We start from the raw sequence: 18,568 nt of genomic DNA, 5'->3' as shown, positions 1-18,568 counted from the left end.
CGGGAGGATATACAATGGTTAAAAGAGTTATTACGGTGTTGTTTATGGCTGTGGCGGTATCGATATCGGGTTGCGGAAAGGCCGACAGGCAGAAGACTTCCACAGAAGAAGTAACGACGGCGGAAAAAGAAGAAAATTCGGCGGAGCAAGTGACGGAAGATATTTTAAATGATAATGCGGAGCAAAAGCTGTTATACTGCATTACATCGTCTCCTGATGACTCTGACGCAGTTGTTATGCAAAATGCGTGTATAGAGGAAGGAGAGAAGGCTGGCTATACGGTAAAATGCGTTTATCATAACGGCGATACAGCAAAACAGGCAAAATTATTTGATGAAGCTGTTTCTGAAAAGGCATCGGCTGTTATCTGTAACAGTGCGGATGCAGATTCTGCCATCACAGATGTACAGAATGCCAGAAATGCCGGAATCCCTACCTTTCTGGTAAATAGTGAGATAAATCAGGAAGGCACTGCTGTAGCTCAGATTTTGTCAGATGACAGCCAGGGGGTTGCAGAAGCGGCCGGGTATCTGGCGGAAACTACAGGAGGGGAGGGACTCTATGTAGAGCTGTTGGAAAAAGAAAACCGAAAGTCTCAACTACGTTCTGAGGCTTTTCACGCTGTTATTGACCGGACTAATATGGAAATGGCGGTTAGGGAAATAGCCGGAGAAACCCGAGAGGAAGGAATGAAGAAAACAGAGACTCTGTTGAAACAATATCCGGCGATTCGAGCCGTGGTCTGTGAAAATGATGAGCTGGCCTGCGGCGCTGCTGACGCAGTTGCATCGGAAAATTTGGATCATGAAGTCTATATTATCGGTTTTGGTGGGACGGATGATATGAGGAATTATATTAAGGATGGTAAATGTTTGGTAACAGTATTGCAGCAGATAGACAACATGACAAGGGACGCTGTCGGTCAGGCTGAAGAATATCTTAAAACGGGATCTACTGGACTTGAGGAGAAACAGTTGACGGATTGTGTATTGATTACGACAGATACAGCAGATAATCTGAATAATTTTGCTTATCAGAATAAGTAAATGAGACGGCGTTAATAAACTCTTTTAAAAACCAGAAAATAGTGCTATAATAACACAATATATTCGCAGGTCTATTGAAGTTTGGCTGACAAGCCATATGTAAAATGATTTATCTGGTGAAGGAAATGAAACAAAATAAAAAAGTCTCAACACAGATCAAGTTTAGTTTATGGCTGTCTATTATCATGGTAGCAGCCTTTCTTATGGTCGGATTTTCTGTCATGACCATTCGTCCGTTTTTTGGATATATGACCATAGCGGGGGCTTTTGTTTTTTTGATAGCTGCGGTGGTTCATTACGAATACTTTGAGAAGCTGGCGACAGCGGAGCTTCTTGCCGCAGGATTTGAGCAGGGGCAGATACAGAAGGATCTTCTGAAGGAGCTGCCCGTCCCCTATATTCTGACGGATGATGAAGGACTGGTCATCTGGTATAATAACAGCTTTGCTGAGATGGCCGGAGAAAAAACTGAGAAAAAGAATATCACGCAGATGTTCGCTTCCCTTTATAAGAAAGTGTTTCCGAAGCCCGGCAGTACGAAAGAGTTCTGTATTACGATGGAAGACAGAAAGTTCCGGGTGGAATGCAAAAGCGTATGTATGACGGAAGAAGAAAAAGAAAAAGGGGAGACAGATCCTGATAATGTGCTTCTCGCCTTCTATTTCTTTGACGAGACTCAGCTGATGGAATACCGGGAAGAGTCCAAGAGCAAGCGAATGGTCGCCGGTCTCATTTACATTGACAACTATGAAGAAGTTCTCGAGAACATGGAAGAAGTGCGGCAGTCTCTTCTCCTTGCGCTGGTAGAGAGAAAGGTCATACGGTACATGCAGGGACTGGACGCCATTGTCAAGAAGTTCGAGAAGGATAAGTTCCTCTTCGTTTTTGAGGAGAAGAACCTTCAGAAGCTCATGGAATCGAAGTTTTCTCTGCTGGATGAGGTACGGATGATCAACATCGGTAATGAACTGTCCATGACTTTGAGTATCAGTGTGGGAGTCAACGCGCCCACCTATGTGGACACCTACGAGAGCGCCCGGATCGCCATGGATCTGGCGCTGGGAAGAGGCGGCGATCAGGCCGTTGTAAAAGACGGGGATTCCATCTCCTATTATGGAGGAAAGACTCAGAAAGTAGAGAAAAGTACGAGAGTCAAGGCGAGAGTGAAGGCTCATGCATTGCGGGAGATCATCATGACCCATGACAAGATTTTTATTATGGGTCATAAGCTGCCGGACGCCGACGCAGTGGGAGCTGCGCTGGGAATTTACCGGCTGGCACGTACATTTGATAAGAAGACTTATATCGTCATGGATAAGGATTGCGCGGCCATACGGCCCATTGTAGAAGGGATGATTAATGACAGCGGAGCAGAAGATTTTCCGTTTATCACCAATGAGCAGGCGTTGTCTCTGAGAGACGCTTCTTCCATGCTGATCATAGTGGATGTAAACCTACCGGCCATGACGGAGTGTCCGGAGCTGATTAAACAGATAGAAACCATTGTGGTGCTGGATCACCATCGGCAGAATAATGATACCATCAAAAAGGCGGTGGTTTCCTATGTGGAGCCGTATGCTTCTTCATCCTGCGAGATGGTGGCAGAGATTCTGCAGTACATCCCGGATAAGCCGAAGCTGCGCCCTATTGAGGCGGACGCACTGTATTCGGGTATTCTGGTAGATACCGATAATTTTGTTGTAAAAGCGGGAGTCCGGACCTTTGAGGCAGCGGCATATCTCCGCCGTGCCGGAGCAGATGTAACGAGAGTACGGAAAATGTTCCGCGAAGATATGGAGAACTGCAAGATACGTGCGGATATCATAAACCGTGCGGAGCTGTTTTATGATGAATTTGCGATTTCAACTTTTGATGGAAGAAATGTGGATGGAGCGACAGTGATCGGCGCCAAAGCGGCGAATGCGCTGCTGGATGTGCAGGGTATCCGGGGAAGCTTTGTTATCACGGAAATTTCCAGCTGTATTTATGTGAGCGCCCGTTCCATCGATGACTTAAATGTACAGATTATAATGGAGAAATTTGGCGGCGGCGGTCATCTCACAGTGGCTGCGGCACAGCTTAAAGATAAAACCATGGATGAAGTGGTCAATGATTTGAAAAATCTTCTTGCTTCAATGAAAAAAGAAGGAGATATTTAAGGAGGATTAATTTTATGAAAGTAATTTTATTAGAAGATGTGAAAGCATTAGGCAAAAAAGGAGATCTGGTAGAGGTCAACAACGGCTACGCAAGGAACTTTATCCTTCCGAAGAAGCTGGGTGTGGAAGCCACCGGCAAGAATATCAACGATCTGAAGCTGCAGAAAGCACATCAGGATAAGGTGGCTGCAGAGCAGCTTGCCGCAGCGAAAGCACTGGCAGAAGATCTTGCCGAGAAGTCTGTGGAAGTAAAAATGAAGGTGGGCGAAGGCGGAAAGACCTTTGGAGCCATCTCCACCAAGGAAATCGCGGCGGCAGCCAAAGAGCAGCTTGATATGGAGCTGGATAAAAAGAAGATTTCCGTTGACGAGCCGATTAAGAGCCTGGGAGTACACAATGTCAAGATTAAGCTTCATCCGAAGGTGACAGCGACTCTCAAGGTAAAAGTATCAGAGATGTAGGTCAGTCAGGAAATGGTTTCCTGTGGATGCGTGCGTATCCTGTAAATATGACAGATGATGATAGAGATGTGATGATATGCCGACAGTAGACGAGAATTTTATTAAACGAATACAGCCTCACAGTGAGGAGGCGGAAAAATCTGTGCTGGGTTCCATGCTCATGGACAGAGACGCCATTGTGGAGGCGGAGGATATCCTTGTTAAAGAGGATTTCTACCAGCGGCAGTATGGAATACTGTTTGAAGCCATGGTGGAGCTTTATCAGGAGGGCAAACCAGTGGATCTGATCACTCTCCAGGATAAGCTGAAGGAGAAAGATGTTCCGGAAGCTCTTTCCAGCCTGGATTTTTTCCGGGAACTGGTGGATATTGTTCCCACATCCACCAACGTGCGGCAGTACGCGCAGATTGTCCACGATAAGGCGACGCTCCGGTCTCTCATCAAGGTGACCGAGGATATCGGCAATGCCTGCTATCTGGGCAAAGAGGAGACGCCGGCTATTCTGGAGAAAACGGAGAAAGAGATTTTCGGTCTGCTGCAGAACCGGAACAGAATGTCAGATTTTGTACCTATCCAGGATATCGTGCTGAATTCCTTAAATGCCATAGAAGATGCGGCGAAGACCAGAGGACGGGTCACAGGTATAGCTACCGGGTTCACAGAGCTCGATTATAAGCTTACGGGTCTCCATCCGGCAGAACTCATACTGGTGGCGGCAAGACCGGCCATGGGTAAGACGGCATTTGTCCTGAACATTGCCCAGTATGCGGCGTTTAAGGATAATCACGCTATTGCCATGTTCAGTCTGGAGATGTCCAAAGAACAGCTTGTTACGAGATTGATGGCGTCGGAGTCAATGGTGGATTCTCAGCAGATTCGTACCGGAGATCTGAGGGATTCTGACTGGGAGAAGCTTCTGGAGGGAGCCGCTCTCATCGGCAATTCCAGACTGATCATCGATGATACGGCGTCTTCTCTGGCGGAGATTCGTTCTAAATGCCGGAAGTACAAGCAGACTTATGATATAGAAATGGTTGTCATCGACTATCTGCAGCTTATGAGCGGCAGTAATACAAGAAGGAATGAATCAAGGCAGCAGGAGATTTCTGAGATTTCCCGTGCTCTCAAGGTGCTTGCCAGAGAGCTGAATATTCCGATCATCGCTCTGTCTCAGCTTTCCCGTGCGGTGGAGGCAAGGCAGGATCACCGGCCGATGTTGTCGGATCTCCGTGAATCCGGAGCCATCGAGCAGGATGCCGATGTGGTGATGTTCCTGTACAGAGACGAGTATTATAATCCGGATACAGAAAAAAAGAATATAGCGGAAGTCATTGTGGCGAAGCAGAGAAATGGTGCCACCGGCAGTATTGAACTTGTCTGGCTGGGACAATATACGAAATTTGCAAACAAGGAGCGGATTCAGTAGAAATCCGCTCCTTTTGTCTTTTTTTAGAAGACGAATATCATTGAGAATGCAGCCTGAACCTTGCTATACTATGAATATGCCGATATTAAAAATTATAGTATGACAGGAGCGAATAAGAATATGAAGGAAAAAAGATATTCCATCTCGGAGGCGTCCAGACTTCTGGAGGTGGAGAACCACGTTCTCCGGTATTGGGAGGAGGAGCTGGGGCTTACCATTCCAAGAAACGAGCTGGGACACCGCTATTACAGAGAAGAGGAAATACAGCTTTTAAACTGTATTAAAGAATTAAAGAATAAAGGCTTTCAGCTGAAGGCAGTGAAGGAAGTGCTGCCGGATCTGGAACAGAAAAAACTCATTGACGTACATAAGCTGCTGGCCACCCAAGTGGAGCTTGAGAACATGGGCGTTGAGGAGGACAGGCCGGAGGCAGACGGCTTATCGGAAGACGGGACAGGACAGCAAAGCGTGGAAGTGTCCGATGAAGAATCAGAGAGCGAAGAGTTCCGGATAGATACTTTTCAAAAAGAAGACTCAAAGAAAACCGGACACAACGGAAAGGTGGTGGCCATGAGAAAAGGGAATGATTATACGGAAAGTCATCCTGCAGCGAGGGAAGCAGCATCGGGTTCTCTCAGGAGCAACGAGGAAAAAATGCGGGAGTTTGAGTCGATCATGGGACGGATCATCGGAAAAGCGCTGCGGGAACAGGCGGAGATGATGGGGGATGTCATGAGCGACCGCATCAGCAATCGGGTGATCAGAGAGCTGGATGATGTGCTTGAGGAGCAGGAGGAGCGGGAAGAGGCCCGCTATAAAAAATTAGATGAGGCGATTCGAAGTCATCAGAAAGCGAGACAGGAAATCGCGGTGTCCAAAGATGAGGGCGGACGGAAGAAAAGTCGTTTTTTCAGAAAGAACAAGAGAAAAATATAACTATCTTTAATATAAAATAAAAAACAAAAAGAGTGCCTGCAAAACAGACACTCTTTTCTATGCCCGAAGGCAACTTAATATTCCAGATTATTCCTGGCTGATAGCACCAGATGGGCAAGCACCTGCGCATGTTCCGCAGTCGATGCAGGAATCAGCGTCGATTTCGTATTTGCCGTCGCCTGCGCTGATAGCGCCAACTGGACATTCACCCTCACAAGTTCCACAGTTGATACATTCATCAGAAATTACGTATGCCATTAGTATATCCTCCTTTAGGTTTAGATTATTACAAAACTGTCTTGTTCTGTATTCCCTATTTTATACTAGATTTCCGCCAATATCAAGCGGATTTCCAAGAAAAATACTGGTAAAATTGTATTATTTTCAAACCAAAAACGAGTTCACTGCGTTTATCTCAATGCCTGTAAAAGGGAGAGAATCTTGTTGAGAAAAATTATTAATTACGATTGTGTTAAATTACAGTGAATAATTACCATAAAGGGTTGATTGAACCAGTATTATCCATTATAATAAAAAACAAGAGAAAAAATGTGTTATTAGAGATTAAAACACATTTTTTTGTTTTGTAGAAAAGCTGAGAAGAGTTTAGGCGATCGAGACGGAAAATAAAAATGAAGGGGGGATTTGATGTGGAACCCTGGGGATGATAAAAAAACAGCGGGAATGATGATCAGTGCAGTGGTGATCGTATGTCTTGCGCTTATTGCCGTGATTTTTGCTTTCGTGATGCTTCAGAGGAGACATGAGAGCGAGATCTCTGCCGCGTCGGATACGGAGGGGCAGACGGAGATTACCATTGAAATAGGCAAGGCAAAAAAAGAAGAGGAAACTGCCGGAGAGGACGGAGACGAAGCAGAGGAAGATGCTGAGGACAGTACGGGAGAGAGCGAGAGTGTGTATCTGGTTAAAGGAAAAGATACCGGATCTAATCCTTACGAAAAGGCTGACCATCTGGCATATACGGACAGTGTCCGCTATACCTGGGAAGAATTGTCCTGGCTGGACTCCTATGGCCTGTGCATTACAAGAAATGAGATTTATGCCCGCCATGGCAGGATGTTCAATGATCAGGATATTCAGGACTATTTTAACCGGCAGGATTGGTATGTGGCGCAGACATCCTCCGCAGATTTCGACGAATCTGTCCTCAATGATGTGGAGCTGTATAATGTGGAATTGATTCATTCTTATGAGCTGAAGCAGGGATATTAGATATGAGTGGTGGAAATGTGCGTGGAAGTCGAATGACCAGCGTGCCGGAAGAGAGGGGAATCTTAGATGGAAGAGAAAAAGAAAAAAGCAGCGGTCATATTTCCGGGCGTCGGTTATCACACGGATAAGCCGCTTCTTTATTACAGCAAGAAGCTGGCGGTGGCCGGCGGATATGAGATTCTGGAAGTCAGTTACGGAGAGCTGCCGTCCGGCATCAAAGGCAATGCAGCAAAAATGATGGAAGCCTTTGAGATGGCCAGTGCCCGGGTGGAAGAGCAGCTTCGCGACGCGGCTCTTGACAGCTTCGAGGATGTGCTGTTCATTTCCAAGAGTATCGGCACCGCCGTTGCGGCGGCTTTCGCCCGGAAGCATCAGATACCTGCCGGACAGATCTACTACACGCCGGTGGAAGAATCCTTCCTTGCCATCGGTACAACGGGCATTGTGTTCCACGGCACCAGTGATCCGTGGGCAAGAACAGAAGTGATCGAAACGGAATGTGCGAAAAGAAACCTGCCCCTTTATGAGACGGCGGGAGCCAATCACTCTCTTGAGACAGGAAATGTACAGGAGGATCTGAAGAATCTGACAGAGATTATGAAGAAGACGGAAGAATATATAAAAGCACGCCAATGACATGCATTTTTAGCGCATATCATTGGCGTGCTTATTTTAAAATATTTCTGAACTGCGGCGGATTATTTGCGGGATACAAAGGCCGGAAGACCGTCTTCTCCCAGAGGGACATCTACCTTGCCCTGAATCAGAGGGCGGGCGTAGGAGATAAATTCTTCTGTCACATCAGTACCGTCAGCAGTGATCCATGAGAGAGGTACTGCTTTCTCTTTGTTGCACACTTCAGTCACGTCAACAAGACCGCATTCCATCTGATAGGAACCGTCGGCGGTATCCTGACGGTTGAAGGAAACCATTTTGCCAGTCTCTCCTCTCAGGGCAGCCTGCACGCCGAAAGTACCGGCAGCAGCGGCTTCCTGCTGATCGGTGGCGGAAAGCATGGAGGCAGAACAACGCTGGCTTACGTTAAACTCCACGGAACGTGCCTTTACGCCCAGACGGGAACGGACAAGATTCTCCAGATATTTTCCGCAGCCGGCAAGCATTTTATGGCCGAAAGTATCTGTGCCCACAGAACTGTCATATTCGCAGATAAATGTGCCGTCTTTGTCGTGGATACCTTCAGATACACATACAATGACGTTACAGTTCTTCTTGAGACACTGACGGACGCTGTTTAGAAACTCTTCGGTGTCAAAGGAAGTTTCCGGCAGGTAAATAAGCATCGGGTTGTCACCGGTATATTTCCGCGCCAGAGCAGCGGCGGCCGTGAGCCATCCCGCATGGCGGCCCATGATCTCCAGGATAGTAACGGATTCTTTTTCGTAAACATTAGCGTCCAGAACAATTTCACGAACGGTGGAAGCTACATATTTTGCGGCGCTGCCATATCCCGGAGTGTGATCTGTCTGCACCAGGTCGTTGTCTATGGTCTTTGGCTGACCGATAATGCGGATATCGCTTCCGGCGGATGCGGCGTAACGGGAAAGCTTGCTCACGGTATCCATGGAATCATTTCCGCCGATGTACTGAAAATAACCGATATTCATTTCTTTGAACTTCTCAAAAAGCTTCGGGTAAACCGGATCATCCAGAGATTCCGGAAGCTTATAGCGGCAGGAGCCCAGATAAGCGCCCGGCGTATATAAAAGGGCGTCAAGTTTGTCTCCTGGCAGAATCTCGTCGAAATCGAGAATCGTATCATTTAAAAAGCCTTCGATGCCATTGACCATGCCGTAAACATGGCTGATTGCTTCAGGATGACGGCGGGCTTCCGAGACAACGCCGTAAAGGCTGCTGTTGATAACTGCCGTAGGACCGCCGGATTGACCGACAATAAGGATTTTTCCTGACATAGTGTACCTCCTAATTATGAATCAAATGCCATATGATTCTTACATCAATAATAAGCATTGGTTAAAAAAGATAGTATTATTATACTATATGAAAAGGAGACTGTCTATTTAAAGGGAGAGAAAGAAAATATTTTATAAATATAATAAAAAATTACGATTTTTTTACGATTTGACCACAGACCGGACACAGTTTTTATGTAAAATAACTTACCTTTAAAATCAATTTCCGCTTCCGGGATTAATATTAAGGTGAAAAATACGAAAGAAAGGCGGGGGGACAGCCCCGGGCATAAACAAAGATGAAACCTGCATTTATTTGTATCGGATTCCAGAAATGTGGAACCACTTCTTTGTATGATATCCTGCGGCAGCATGAAGGTATCTGTCTGACGGAGGGGGTCAAGGAACCCATGTTTTACAGGGTTCCATTATTTCGTTTCTTCCTTGGAGAAAAATGGTATGAAAAAAGATATTTTGGGCATGTCCGGCCAGAGGACGGGAGGATGGCCGGAGAAGTGAATGCCGGACTGGGTTTTCAGGGCTGTGCAGCTAAGATCGGGAAGGATTTTCCGGAGGAGACCCGTTTGATTTTTCTCATGCGCGATCCGGCTGACCGGTGCTATTCTGCTTACAAATATTTTCTTGCTCTGGGATTTCTCCCGTGCCGGACGGTAAGGGATGACAAAAAAAGAGGGCATGCGGCAGCATTTGACCGATATGTGAATAGCATTCTACACAGCCGGTTTCACCGGAAAGGCATTATGATCCGGAGACTGAAATACCTCTGTTTTTCCCAGGGAAATTATGCCTGCTGTATTGAAGAATATCTTAAATATTTCCCGAAAGAAAATATGAAGTTCGTTTTCTTTGAGGAATTGATCGAGGATGAACAGAGAGTTGCGGAAGATATTCTGGATTTTATCCGGGTTGAGAAGAATTCCGGAATCAATTATAATATCAAGAGTAATGAGAGTGTGTTCTGTGCCGTTTCACCCCTGCGAAGCAAAGTCATATATCTTTTTCAGGGCGTCTATCATATTTTGATAGATTTCCTGCATCTGGGCAGATTCCCTAAGGTACGTCATGTCCTGCGCAAGTTCTTCCGGTGGATTCAAAATATGTGCATTCAACGGGACGCGGACCGTTCCAAAATGTTTCCGCAGACCCGGCGCATTCTTAACCGCTATTATCAGGACGAGATTGCCCGGCTGGAAGAGCTGATCGGACGCAAAGTGCCGGAAAGCTGGGGGAGAACGGCGTAGTGCGCGCCTGTATCACAAAAGATTTACTTGAAAACCCTCTGATAAAGAGTTATAATAACTAAAGAAATGAAAAACGGTCTTCAGGGCGGGGTGCAAGTCCCCACCGGCGGTAATCACAGAGAAGTGCGAGCCCGCGAGCCGAAAGGCAGGATTCCGGTGAGATTCCGGAGCCGACGGTATAGTCCGGATGGTAGAAGATGTTTATATTTGTATGCGTGTATTTTATTTACGTGTATTTATATGGCGGTGATAAGCCCTGAGATTAGTCGCAGTGTACGACTGGTTTCAGGGCTTTTTGTATTTAAAATATTTCTTTCTGGAATCTTTCCAGGATTCTTATCGTAAACGACCCTGCAGTCATCCGGCAGAATCTGCCAATATTCCTGTTCCTGAAGCTCCGATCATACATTTTCTGATATATATTGCGGAAAGGAGAAGAAGTCAATATGAACGGCATTGAGAAATCAGATGCGGCCGGGCCATATCCGGATGAGCAATATATGCGAAGAGCCATAGAGCTGGCGAAGCGCGGCAGCGGCCATGTGAATCCAAATCCGCTGGTGGGAGCGGTGATTGTCCGGGACGGAGAGATTCTCGGAGAAGGCTGGCACGAAGAATATGGAGAGCTCCATGCGGAGCGAAATGCCATTGCCCATGCCAGAGCGGCCGGGCACCGTCTGGAAAGCAGCACCATCTATGTGACCCTGGAGCCCTGCTGCCATTATGGAAAGACGCCGCCCTGCACGGAGGCGATTATCGAGGAAGGAATCACGACGGTGGTAGTCGGTTCGGATGATCCCAATCCCCTGGTGGCAGGCAGAGGATTTCGGATATTGAGGGAGCACGGCATTACGGTGATACCACATTTTCTGAAAGAAGAATGTGACGCTGTCAACGAGGTGTTCTTCCATTACATCAGCACTGGGCGCCCCTATGTGGCCATGAAATATGCCATGACACTGGATGGGAAGATTGCCTGCCGGACGGGAGATTCCCGATGGGTGACCGGAGAGGAAGCCAGAAATCATGTACACAGACTGCGCAATCATTTTAAAGGAATCATGGCTGGTATCGGAACGGTGCTGGCGGATGATCCTATGCTGAACTGCCGCATGAAAGGAGGCAGAGATCCGGTGAGGATTATCTGTGACAGTCATCTGCGGATTCCTCTGGAATCCAGACTGGTGCAGACCGCGCGGGAACAGCCTGTCATTGTGGCGTGTCTTCCCGGAGAGAACCGGACAAAAGCAAAGCAGCTTGAGAAAAAAGGGGTGACGGTCTGGGAGATACCTCCGGAAACGGAAGCAGAGCCGCACCGGAACATGATAGATTTGAGTTGTCTCATGCAGAAGCTGGGTGAAAATAAAATCGACGGTATTTTGCTGGAAGGCGGCGGCACGCTCAACGAGAGCGCTCTTCAGTCCGGGATTGTATCTAAGGTTTATTGTTATCTGGCGCCCAAAATATTTGGCGGTGCGGACGCGAAAACTCCGGTGGAAGGCCGCGGCGCGGCGCTGGCAAAGGACGCCTGGATGCTTGAACGGTGCGGGCAGCGACAGTTTGGAGAGGATATTCTGCTGGAATACAGGGTAGTGCGCTAGAAAAACGGGAAAGGAGATAATACAGAGATGTTTACAGGTATTATCGAGGAAATAGGAGTGATAAGAAGTATCAGGATGGGGGCTCATTCCGCCGTCATCACCATTCAGGCAGATAAGGTGATGGAAGATATCCATGTGGGCGACAGTATTGCAGCCAATGGAGTATGTCTGACAGTCACATCGTTTGACAGGAACAGCTATGATGTGGATGTGATGCATGAGACACTGCGGAGGACCAGCCTGGGGAAAATGAAAAGCGGAAGCCGGGTGAATCTGGAGAGGGCTATGGCGGCGGATGGAAGGTTTGGAGGCCATATGGTGGCGGGCCATGTGGATGCTCCGGGTACTATTGCATCCATGGAAAAAGATGATAATGCTATATGGATAACGGTTCGGACGCCGCCGGACATCCTGAAATATATCGTAGAAAAAGGCTCCATTGCGATTGACGGTATCAGTCTCACAGTGGCGCGGGTGGATGATAAGAGCTTTGCAGTGTCAGTGATTCCTCACACGGGAGCCAATACTACTCTTCTTGAAAAGAAACCCGGGGATATGGTTAATCTGGAAACGGACATGATAGGCAAATATGTGGAAAAGCTTCTGGGTTTGAATAGGGAAGAGGAAAAGCCGCAGTCGGGTATCACGGAGGAGTTTTTGAGAAACCATGGATTCTGACGGTAAAGCATAACTCAAATGATCATACATCACAAAAAGACGAGGAGAATGAAAAATGAATGAATTTCGATGCAATACTATAGAGGAGGCTCTGGAAGATTTTAAACAGGGCAAAATGGTCATCGTTGTGGATGACGGTGATGTGGAAAATGACGGTGCGCTTGTGGTGGCAGGCCAGTTTGCCACGCCAGAGGCAGTGAATTTTATGTTAAGTCATGGAAAAGGAATCATGACCATGCCGGTTTCTGAAGATGTGGCAAGGAAAATCGGTGTGGAGGAACAGATTTGGGAGAACCGGGAGTTATCCCGTTCTGTTTCTACAGTGACCATTGACAGTGTACATGCGGCGAGCGGCGCTTCGGCGGCGGATCGTTCTCTGACTGTGATGACCGCAGCGGCGGAGACGGCGGGACCGGAGGAGTTCAGACGGCCGGGGACCATAGTGCCTAAGGTGGCGCTGCAGGGAGGCGTGCTGAAACGTACAGGTTTTACAGAAGCGGCGGTGGATCTGGCACAGATGGCAGGATTGAGGCCGGTGGGATTGCGCTGTGGAATCCTTGATGAAGAAGGGGCGGTGGCAAAAGTACCAAAGCTGCTGAAGTTTGCGGAGAAATATGACCTCAAAATCATAACCATAGCGGATATGATTCAGTATCGCCGGCGGACTGAAAGTTTTGTAAGCTGTGAGGCTGAGGCGGATTTTCCGACTCATTACGGTCATTTTCGGATTTTTGGTTATGTGAACAAATTAAACGGGGAACATCATGTGGCCATCGTGAAAGGAAATGTGGACGACGGCGGGCCGGTGCTCTGCCGGGTACACTCAGAATGTCTGACCGGGGACGCGCTCGGTTCGAGACGCTGCGACTGCGGTCAGCAGTACGCGGCTGCTATGAGGATGATCGAGAAAGAAGGACGCGGAGTACTTCTTTATATGAGACAGGAAGGCCGGGGTATTGGATTGATAAACAAGCTAAAAGCTTATGAGCTGCAGGATCAGGGTATGGATACAGTGGAGGCCAATATTGCTCTGGGATTTCCGGAGGACCTGCGGGACTATGGCATCGGTGCACAGATTCTCGCAGACCTGGGCGTTAAGAAACTTCGTCTCATGACCAATAATCCGGCAAAGGTAGTGGGACTGTCTGGGTACGGCATAGAAATCGTGGAGCGGGTGCCAATCATCATTGAGGCAAATGAAGATGACTTCTTCTACCTGAAAACCAAGCAGGAGAAGATGGGACATTACACAAAATATTAAAAAACATTTTATGGATAAGAACAGGAGGAAATATCATGAGAGTAAACGTATTTGAAGGAAAAGTAGTAGGCGGAGAAGAGAGAGTGGGAATCGTGTGCGCGAGATTCAATGAGTTTATCGTTTCCAAGCTTTTGAGCGGCGCCATTGACGGCCTTGTCCGCCACGGTATGAAAGAAGAAAATATTGATGTGGCGTGGGTACCGGGAGCATTCGAGATTCCGCTGATCTGTGAAAAGATGGCGAATTCAGGAAAATATGACGCGGTCATCGCTCTCGGTACGGTTATCCGCGGCGCCACCAGCCACTATGATTATGTGTGCAGCGAGGTTTCCAAAGGCGTGGCGCAGGTGGGACTTCAGTCCGGCATTCCGGTATTATTCGGTATCGTCACCACGGAAAACATCGAGCAGGCCATTGAGCGCGCCGGCACAAAGGCGGGCAACAAGGGGTATGATTGCGCGCTTGGCGCTATTGAAATGATCAACCTCATCAAGGAGATTGAAAAATAATAACTATTGAATTTTTTGATTCCGTGTATTATACTGAGTAAAGTACCCGATAAACAAACAGGATTTTTGAAGTAATACAGGAGGAATAGATCATGGCAGCTCAGGTTGTTACAAAGAATACATTAATCGGAGAGATGCTCCAGATGGATATGGGGATTGCCGCTATTTTAATGGCAGCAGGAATGCACTGTGTTGGATGCCCGTCTTCCGCTATGGAGAGTCTGGAAGAAGCATGCATGGTGCACGGTATGGACGCAGACCAGGTGCTTGGCCGCATTAATGACTATCTGGCAAATAAAAATAAATAAAAAGCAGATACAGCAATGAACGGTGCAGCCGGAAAGATGTCACGATGCTTCAGATATCGCCCGGCTGCGCCTTCTTTTTATGTCAGAAATACCGTTTTAACGTCGTAAATACCAGAAAAGCACAGCTTCGAAAAAAACAAAGCTGTGCTTTTTGTATCGTAATATTTATTTGGCCGATGTATATTTAATTAAGCTGGTTCAGTGTTTCCAGGGCATTTTCCCGGAATACAGACTGAAAATGTTCCTCAAAATAGGAAAGTGTAGAGTATGACGTGTTCAGAACAGTACCATAATCAGAAGCAATGGTACAGGCTCTTTTGAAAATGTCATGTTCACACTGGTTTTTTATCAGAAACAGGTAGTAGGTCTGGCTGGCGGCGTCTTTGTACAGACGACTTTCACCGGTGTAAAATGGGGTGAGGAACGCGCTCAGATGTGTGATGGTATCCAGATCAGAAAAAGTGTAGATCTGAAGATTATGTTTCTTCCTGGATGCCTCCTGTTTCTTTCTCAGAACTTCCTTTTTTGCCTGGGCAATAGCCTGAGTGAACGGAGCGATCAAATCGAGCGCATCATCGGCGGCCTGCCTTCCATCGTCTTTATCGGATGAAGTTTTGAAAGGAAGATCTTCGTCCGAACTGCTGCTGAAAGAAACAGATTCCTCTTCGTAGGAATCAGTGTCAGCAAGATCTTCATCAAAAACATCGGAAGAATAATCTTCGTCAAAATCATCTTCATCAAATGGACTGGAAAATCTGGAGAAACGGGTATCCAGTTCATCCGGATCCTCCACTTTGGTGACCACAAGTACCAGGCATTCATTGGAAATCGGAATGGCCTCAATCATGAGAGGAATATTATCCGCTTCAAAGCCAAGCTCAATGGAAGCCTGCTGAATCATATCACGAAACAGTGCTCTGGCTTTGGCAGAACCGTAAGCCAGTTCGGAAAGCCGCAGCTCCCGTTTATCTAAGTCAGATTTATTTAATGTACATCGTATCTGATTATCATTCAATTTTTCTAATTTCATGAATTCACTTCCTTTTTGATAAAGTCATATCAGGATATTATATATGGAGAGTTCTGTCCCATGGAAAATATGGGACAAGAATATGTGGTGTGTATAGTATAAACATTATTCTGAAAACTGTAAAGTGTTAAAATCACCCACATATCTGTAAACGGGCATGTTTTCACAAGGAATTCACAAAATTTATTGTAAAACAATAAAAAATATAGTAATATGATATACGAAGCCGGTTATCATAAGCCAGAAGCAGACATGAACTGATCTCGAGATGCATCAGGAATACAAATATTGCATAATCCCCATGGCAATAGCGAAAGCAGCCTTTTCTTGCATGTTCTCATCCGCAATCATCTCGGCTTCAGAGGGATTGGAGAGAAAGCAGATCTCTGCGATTACTGTGGGAACAGTGTTGTCCCGCAGCAGGTAGTAATCGGAATTGGATTTGATTTCTCTCTTATTTTCCTCTCCTGTCAGATACAGAGTCTGTGCCTGTATAAGAGAGGCGAGACGCTGACTTTCTTCGCTGGAAGTCTGGTAGAAGACCTGCGCGCCGTGCTGAGTACTGTCAGGAAAACTGTTCTGATGGATACTCACCGCACAATTGGGGGAGGATTCCGTGATGATGGATTTTCGGTTTTTCAGATCGCTGGCTTTTTTATTGGAGACGGCGTCATCCTCAAGGCTGCAGTCCGTTTCTCTTGTCATGACCACGTGAATGCCGTTTTGTTCCAGAATGGTTCGGCATTTGAGGGCAATGGACAGATTAATGTCCTTTTCCTGAATGCCGGAAGCACTGACCTTTCCCGGGTCTTCCCCGCCGTGGGGCGGGTGCCGGAAGCGCGGATGATCATCCGGAATATGCCTTGCCCTGACGCGTCAACATATAAAAGGGGGAGGCTGAATCGCCTCCCATCCCTGAAGTAGTTATTCTGATTCCTGAATAGCGTCGTAACCGGTTTCCTTCGTACGGATTTTTAATGCGGAGCGGATTTCATAGGTGAAGATTTTGCCATCTCCGATCTCTCCGGTGTAGGCTGCTTTCTGGATAGCGTCCACGGTTTTTTCCGCCCATTCCTCCGAGGAAACAGCAATCTCGAATTTTACCTTTGGCTGCATCTGCATATCCACTTCCATGCCCCGCACGATTTCCTGATATCCTCTCTGGATGCCGCATCCCATGACCTGATATACGGTCAGTCCGTTGACATTGAGGTCATCCAGCGCTTTTTTTACATCTTCAAATTTTTCTTCTCTTATATATGCTTCAATTTTAAACATCATTTTTCTTCCCACCTTACTGATCTAATCCGTTAAAGCTTGGATATGCGCTTTCTCCATGCTGCGTGATATCCAGTCCAATCTGTTCCTCTTTTACTGTGACGCGGAGAGGAGTAAATATTTTTACAACAGCCACGCAGATGAGCGTTCCAACAATAGCCACAGCGATGGTGACGACGATACCGATGAGCTGGGCGGCAAAGAGATGAAAATCACCGAATACCAGACCGTCCCACTGGGCGACGCTGTTGATGGAGGACTGACCGAACAGACCTGTCGCGATGCCGCCCCAGATACCGCCGATGCCGTGACATCCAAAGGCGTCGAGCGCGTCATCAATTTTCAGTTTCTTTTTCACAAGAGCTACGCCAAAGTAGCAGATCGGACTTACCAGAAGACCGATGATAAATGAAGCCCAGATTGGAACAAATCCGGCTCCCGGCGTGATGGCGACGAGACCGACGACAAGGCCGGTGGAAGCGCCGACCAGCGTAGGTTTGCCGGTCTTGATGACATCAATGGCCATCCAGGCAAGAAGCGCGGCAGCTGCGGAGATGGCGGAGGTCATAAATGCGTGTGCAGCCAATCCGTCTGCTTTTAACGCGCTTCCTGCGTTGAAGCCGAACCATCCGAACCAGAGGAGAGAAGCGCCAAGGGCTACAAATGGAATATTGTGAATACGGTAGGTGGTGTGTTCGTACCCTCTTCTTCTGCCAAGAATAATAGCGAGGACAAGGGCGCTGACACCGGAGCTGATATGTACAACATTACCGCCCGCAAAGTCTACAGAACCGATGGATGCCAGAAATCCGCCGGAGCCCCATACCATGTGAGCCATTGGATAATAAACAATGATGGACCAGAGGGCGATAAAGAAAAATAACGCTTTAAATTTCATACGTCCCACCAGAGATCCCGTAATGAGGGCCGGGGTAATCATGGCGAACATCATCTGGAACATACAAAAAACCAGATGCGGCAGAGAATCGGAATATGGACCCACATCCATTCCAACGCCATTTAATCCGAACCATCGCAGATCACCGATGATTCCGCCGTGATTTCCGCCAAAGGCCAGGGAATAGCCAAATAAAGCCCACATCACAACGGAAAGTCCCATAATAGCAACGCAGGCCATCATGGTATTTACAACATTTTTTCTCCGTACCAGACCGCCGTAGAAAAACGCCAGTCCCGGAGTCATTAAAAATACAAAAGCTGCACAGATCATTACAAAAGCTGTATCTCCTGAATTCATATCTTATCTCATCCTTTCCTTCTTCAAAATGCCGGCTTAAATGATTGTTTCAGACTGTTTTCATGAAAAAAAGGCGTCTGCAGTATGATCAATACTGTAAACGCCTTTGTCTTGTAATGCAGTCTAGCACAGTTCCAATTTTTGCACAAGTAAAAAAAATATAGTATTTTTTTAAAAAATTCTGCAATAAT

Annotated in this window: 19 protein-coding genes and 1 riboswitch; of the genes, 13 read left to right on the top strand and 6 right to left on the bottom strand. The window is 47.0% G+C overall.

Annotation, left to right across the window (positions count from 1 at the left end):
* Positions 1–14: 14 nt before the first annotated feature.
* The 5 genes from B5F87_RS04820 (at position 15) to B5F87_RS04800 (ending at position 6,028) form a co-directional block, all read left to right on the top strand.
* Positions 15–1,046, top strand: coding sequence for a D-ribose ABC transporter substrate-binding protein (locus B5F87_RS04820; RefSeq protein WP_158096957.1), 1,032 nt, complete (start codon positions 15–17; stop codon positions 1,044–1,046).
* Between the two features lie 125 nt (positions 1,047–1,171).
* Positions 1,172–3,205 carry a DHH family phosphoesterase gene (locus B5F87_RS04815; protein WP_087277995.1) on the top strand — a complete coding sequence of 678 codons (2,034 nt, stop codon included), beginning with the start codon at positions 1,172–1,174 and terminating at the stop codon, positions 3,203–3,205.
* Between the two features lie 14 nt (positions 3,206–3,219).
* Positions 3,220–3,666 carry a 50S ribosomal protein L9 gene (gene rplI, locus B5F87_RS04810; protein WP_087277626.1) on the top strand — a complete coding sequence of 149 codons (447 nt, stop codon included), beginning with the start codon at positions 3,220–3,222 and terminating at the stop codon, positions 3,664–3,666.
* A 76-nt stretch (positions 3,667–3,742) separates the two neighbouring features.
* On the top strand, positions 3,743–5,092 hold the full coding sequence (gene dnaB, locus B5F87_RS04805; RefSeq protein ID WP_087277624.1) for a replicative DNA helicase: 1,350 nt from the start codon (positions 3,743–3,745) through the stop codon (positions 5,090–5,092).
* Positions 5,093–5,212: 120 nt separating this feature from the next.
* A complete protein-coding gene (locus tag B5F87_RS04800) occupies positions 5,213–6,028 on the top strand; it encodes a MerR family transcriptional regulator (protein ID WP_087277621.1) in 816 nt (271 codons plus the stop codon).
* Positions 6,029–6,115: 87 nt separating this feature from the next.
* Here the strand turns inward: B5F87_RS04800 and B5F87_RS04795 are convergent, their stop codons facing one another.
* Positions 6,116–6,286: a 4Fe-4S binding protein gene (locus B5F87_RS04795; RefSeq protein WP_087277618.1), complete on the bottom strand. Its 171-nt coding sequence runs from the start codon at positions 6,284–6,286 to the stop codon at positions 6,116–6,118.
* Between the two features lie 390 nt (positions 6,287–6,676).
* On the opposite strand from B5F87_RS04795, the gene B5F87_RS04790 reads away from it, so the two are divergent.
* Together B5F87_RS04790 and B5F87_RS04785 are read left to right on the top strand one after the other, a co-directional pair.
* Positions 6,677–7,261: a YARHG domain-containing protein gene (locus tag B5F87_RS04790; protein WP_087277614.1), complete on the top strand. Its 585-nt coding sequence runs from the start codon at positions 6,677–6,679 to the stop codon at positions 7,259–7,261.
* A 66-nt stretch (positions 7,262–7,327) separates the two neighbouring features.
* On the top strand, positions 7,328–7,897 hold the full coding sequence (locus tag B5F87_RS04785; protein ID WP_087277611.1) for a hypothetical protein: 570 nt from the start codon (positions 7,328–7,330) through the stop codon (positions 7,895–7,897).
* Between the two features lie 62 nt (positions 7,898–7,959).
* Here B5F87_RS04785 and B5F87_RS04780 read toward each other — a convergent pair whose 3' ends face one another.
* Positions 7,960–9,192, bottom strand: coding sequence for a 6-phosphofructokinase (locus B5F87_RS04780; protein WP_087277606.1), 1,233 nt, complete (start codon positions 9,190–9,192; stop codon positions 7,960–7,962).
* 299 nt (positions 9,193–9,491) lie between these two features.
* On the opposite strand from B5F87_RS04780, the gene B5F87_RS04775 reads away from it, so the two are divergent.
* From B5F87_RS04775 to B5F87_RS04745, 6 genes are all read left to right on the top strand, one after another.
* Positions 9,492–10,454 (top strand): sulfotransferase domain-containing protein, encoded by a 963-nt coding sequence (locus B5F87_RS04775; protein ID WP_087277604.1) that lies wholly within the window; start codon positions 9,492–9,494, stop codon positions 10,452–10,454.
* Between the two features lie 72 nt (positions 10,455–10,526).
* Positions 10,527–10,657: riboswitch (FMN riboswitch) on the top strand.
* Between the two features lie 243 nt (positions 10,658–10,900).
* Complete coding sequence (gene ribD / locus B5F87_RS04765) at positions 10,901–12,055, top strand: bifunctional diaminohydroxyphosphoribosylaminopyrimidine deaminase/5-amino-6-(5-phosphoribosylamino)uracil reductase RibD (protein WP_087277597.1); 1,155 nt, start codon at positions 10,901–10,903, stop codon at positions 12,053–12,055.
* Positions 12,056–12,082: 27 nt separating this feature from the next.
* Entirely contained in the window at positions 12,083–12,733 is a 651-nt protein-coding gene (gene ribE, locus B5F87_RS04760) for a riboflavin synthase (protein WP_087277594.1), read from the top strand.
* 55 nt (positions 12,734–12,788) lie between these two features.
* On the top strand, positions 12,789–13,994 hold the full coding sequence (ribA, locus tag B5F87_RS04755) for a GTP cyclohydrolase II (RefSeq protein ID WP_087277591.1): 1,206 nt from the start codon (positions 12,789–12,791) through the stop codon (positions 13,992–13,994).
* 35 nt (positions 13,995–14,029) lie between these two features.
* A complete protein-coding gene (ribE, locus tag B5F87_RS04750) occupies positions 14,030–14,503 on the top strand; it encodes a 6,7-dimethyl-8-ribityllumazine synthase (protein ID WP_087277588.1) in 474 nt (157 codons plus the stop codon).
* Between the two features lie 92 nt (positions 14,504–14,595).
* The gene (locus tag B5F87_RS04745) at positions 14,596–14,811 is read left to right on the top strand and encodes a DUF1858 domain-containing protein (protein ID WP_087277586.1); all 216 of its coding nucleotides are present in this window, start codon (positions 14,596–14,598) and stop codon (positions 14,809–14,811) included.
* Between the two features lie 184 nt (positions 14,812–14,995).
* Here the strand turns inward: B5F87_RS04745 and B5F87_RS04740 are convergent, their stop codons facing one another.
* From B5F87_RS04740 to B5F87_RS04725, 4 genes are all read right to left on the bottom strand, one after another.
* On the bottom strand, positions 14,996–15,841 hold the full coding sequence (locus B5F87_RS04740) for an adaptor protein MecA (RefSeq protein WP_087277583.1): 846 nt from the start codon (positions 15,839–15,841) through the stop codon (positions 14,996–14,998).
* Positions 15,842–16,114: 273 nt separating this feature from the next.
* Complete coding sequence (locus B5F87_RS04735) at positions 16,115–16,699, bottom strand: N-acetylmuramoyl-L-alanine amidase (protein ID WP_087277580.1); 585 nt, start codon at positions 16,697–16,699, stop codon at positions 16,115–16,117.
* 66 nt (positions 16,700–16,765) lie between these two features.
* Positions 16,766–17,122, bottom strand: a complete 357-nt coding sequence (locus B5F87_RS04730; protein WP_087277577.1) for a P-II family nitrogen regulator — start codon at positions 17,120–17,122, stop codon at positions 16,766–16,768.
* A 13-nt stretch (positions 17,123–17,135) separates the two neighbouring features.
* Entirely contained in the window at positions 17,136–18,377 is a 1,242-nt protein-coding gene (locus B5F87_RS04725) for an ammonium transporter (protein ID WP_087277574.1), read from the bottom strand.
* Positions 18,378–18,568: the final 191 nt, after the last annotated feature.

The organism is Eubacterium sp. An3 (assembly GCF_002159465.1).
GTDB lineage: Bacteria > Bacillota > Clostridia > Lachnospirales > Lachnospiraceae > Anaerobutyricum > Anaerobutyricum stercoris.
The sequence above is the reverse complement of the archived record's forward strand: the minus strand, read 5'-3'. Positions and strand labels throughout refer to the sequence as shown.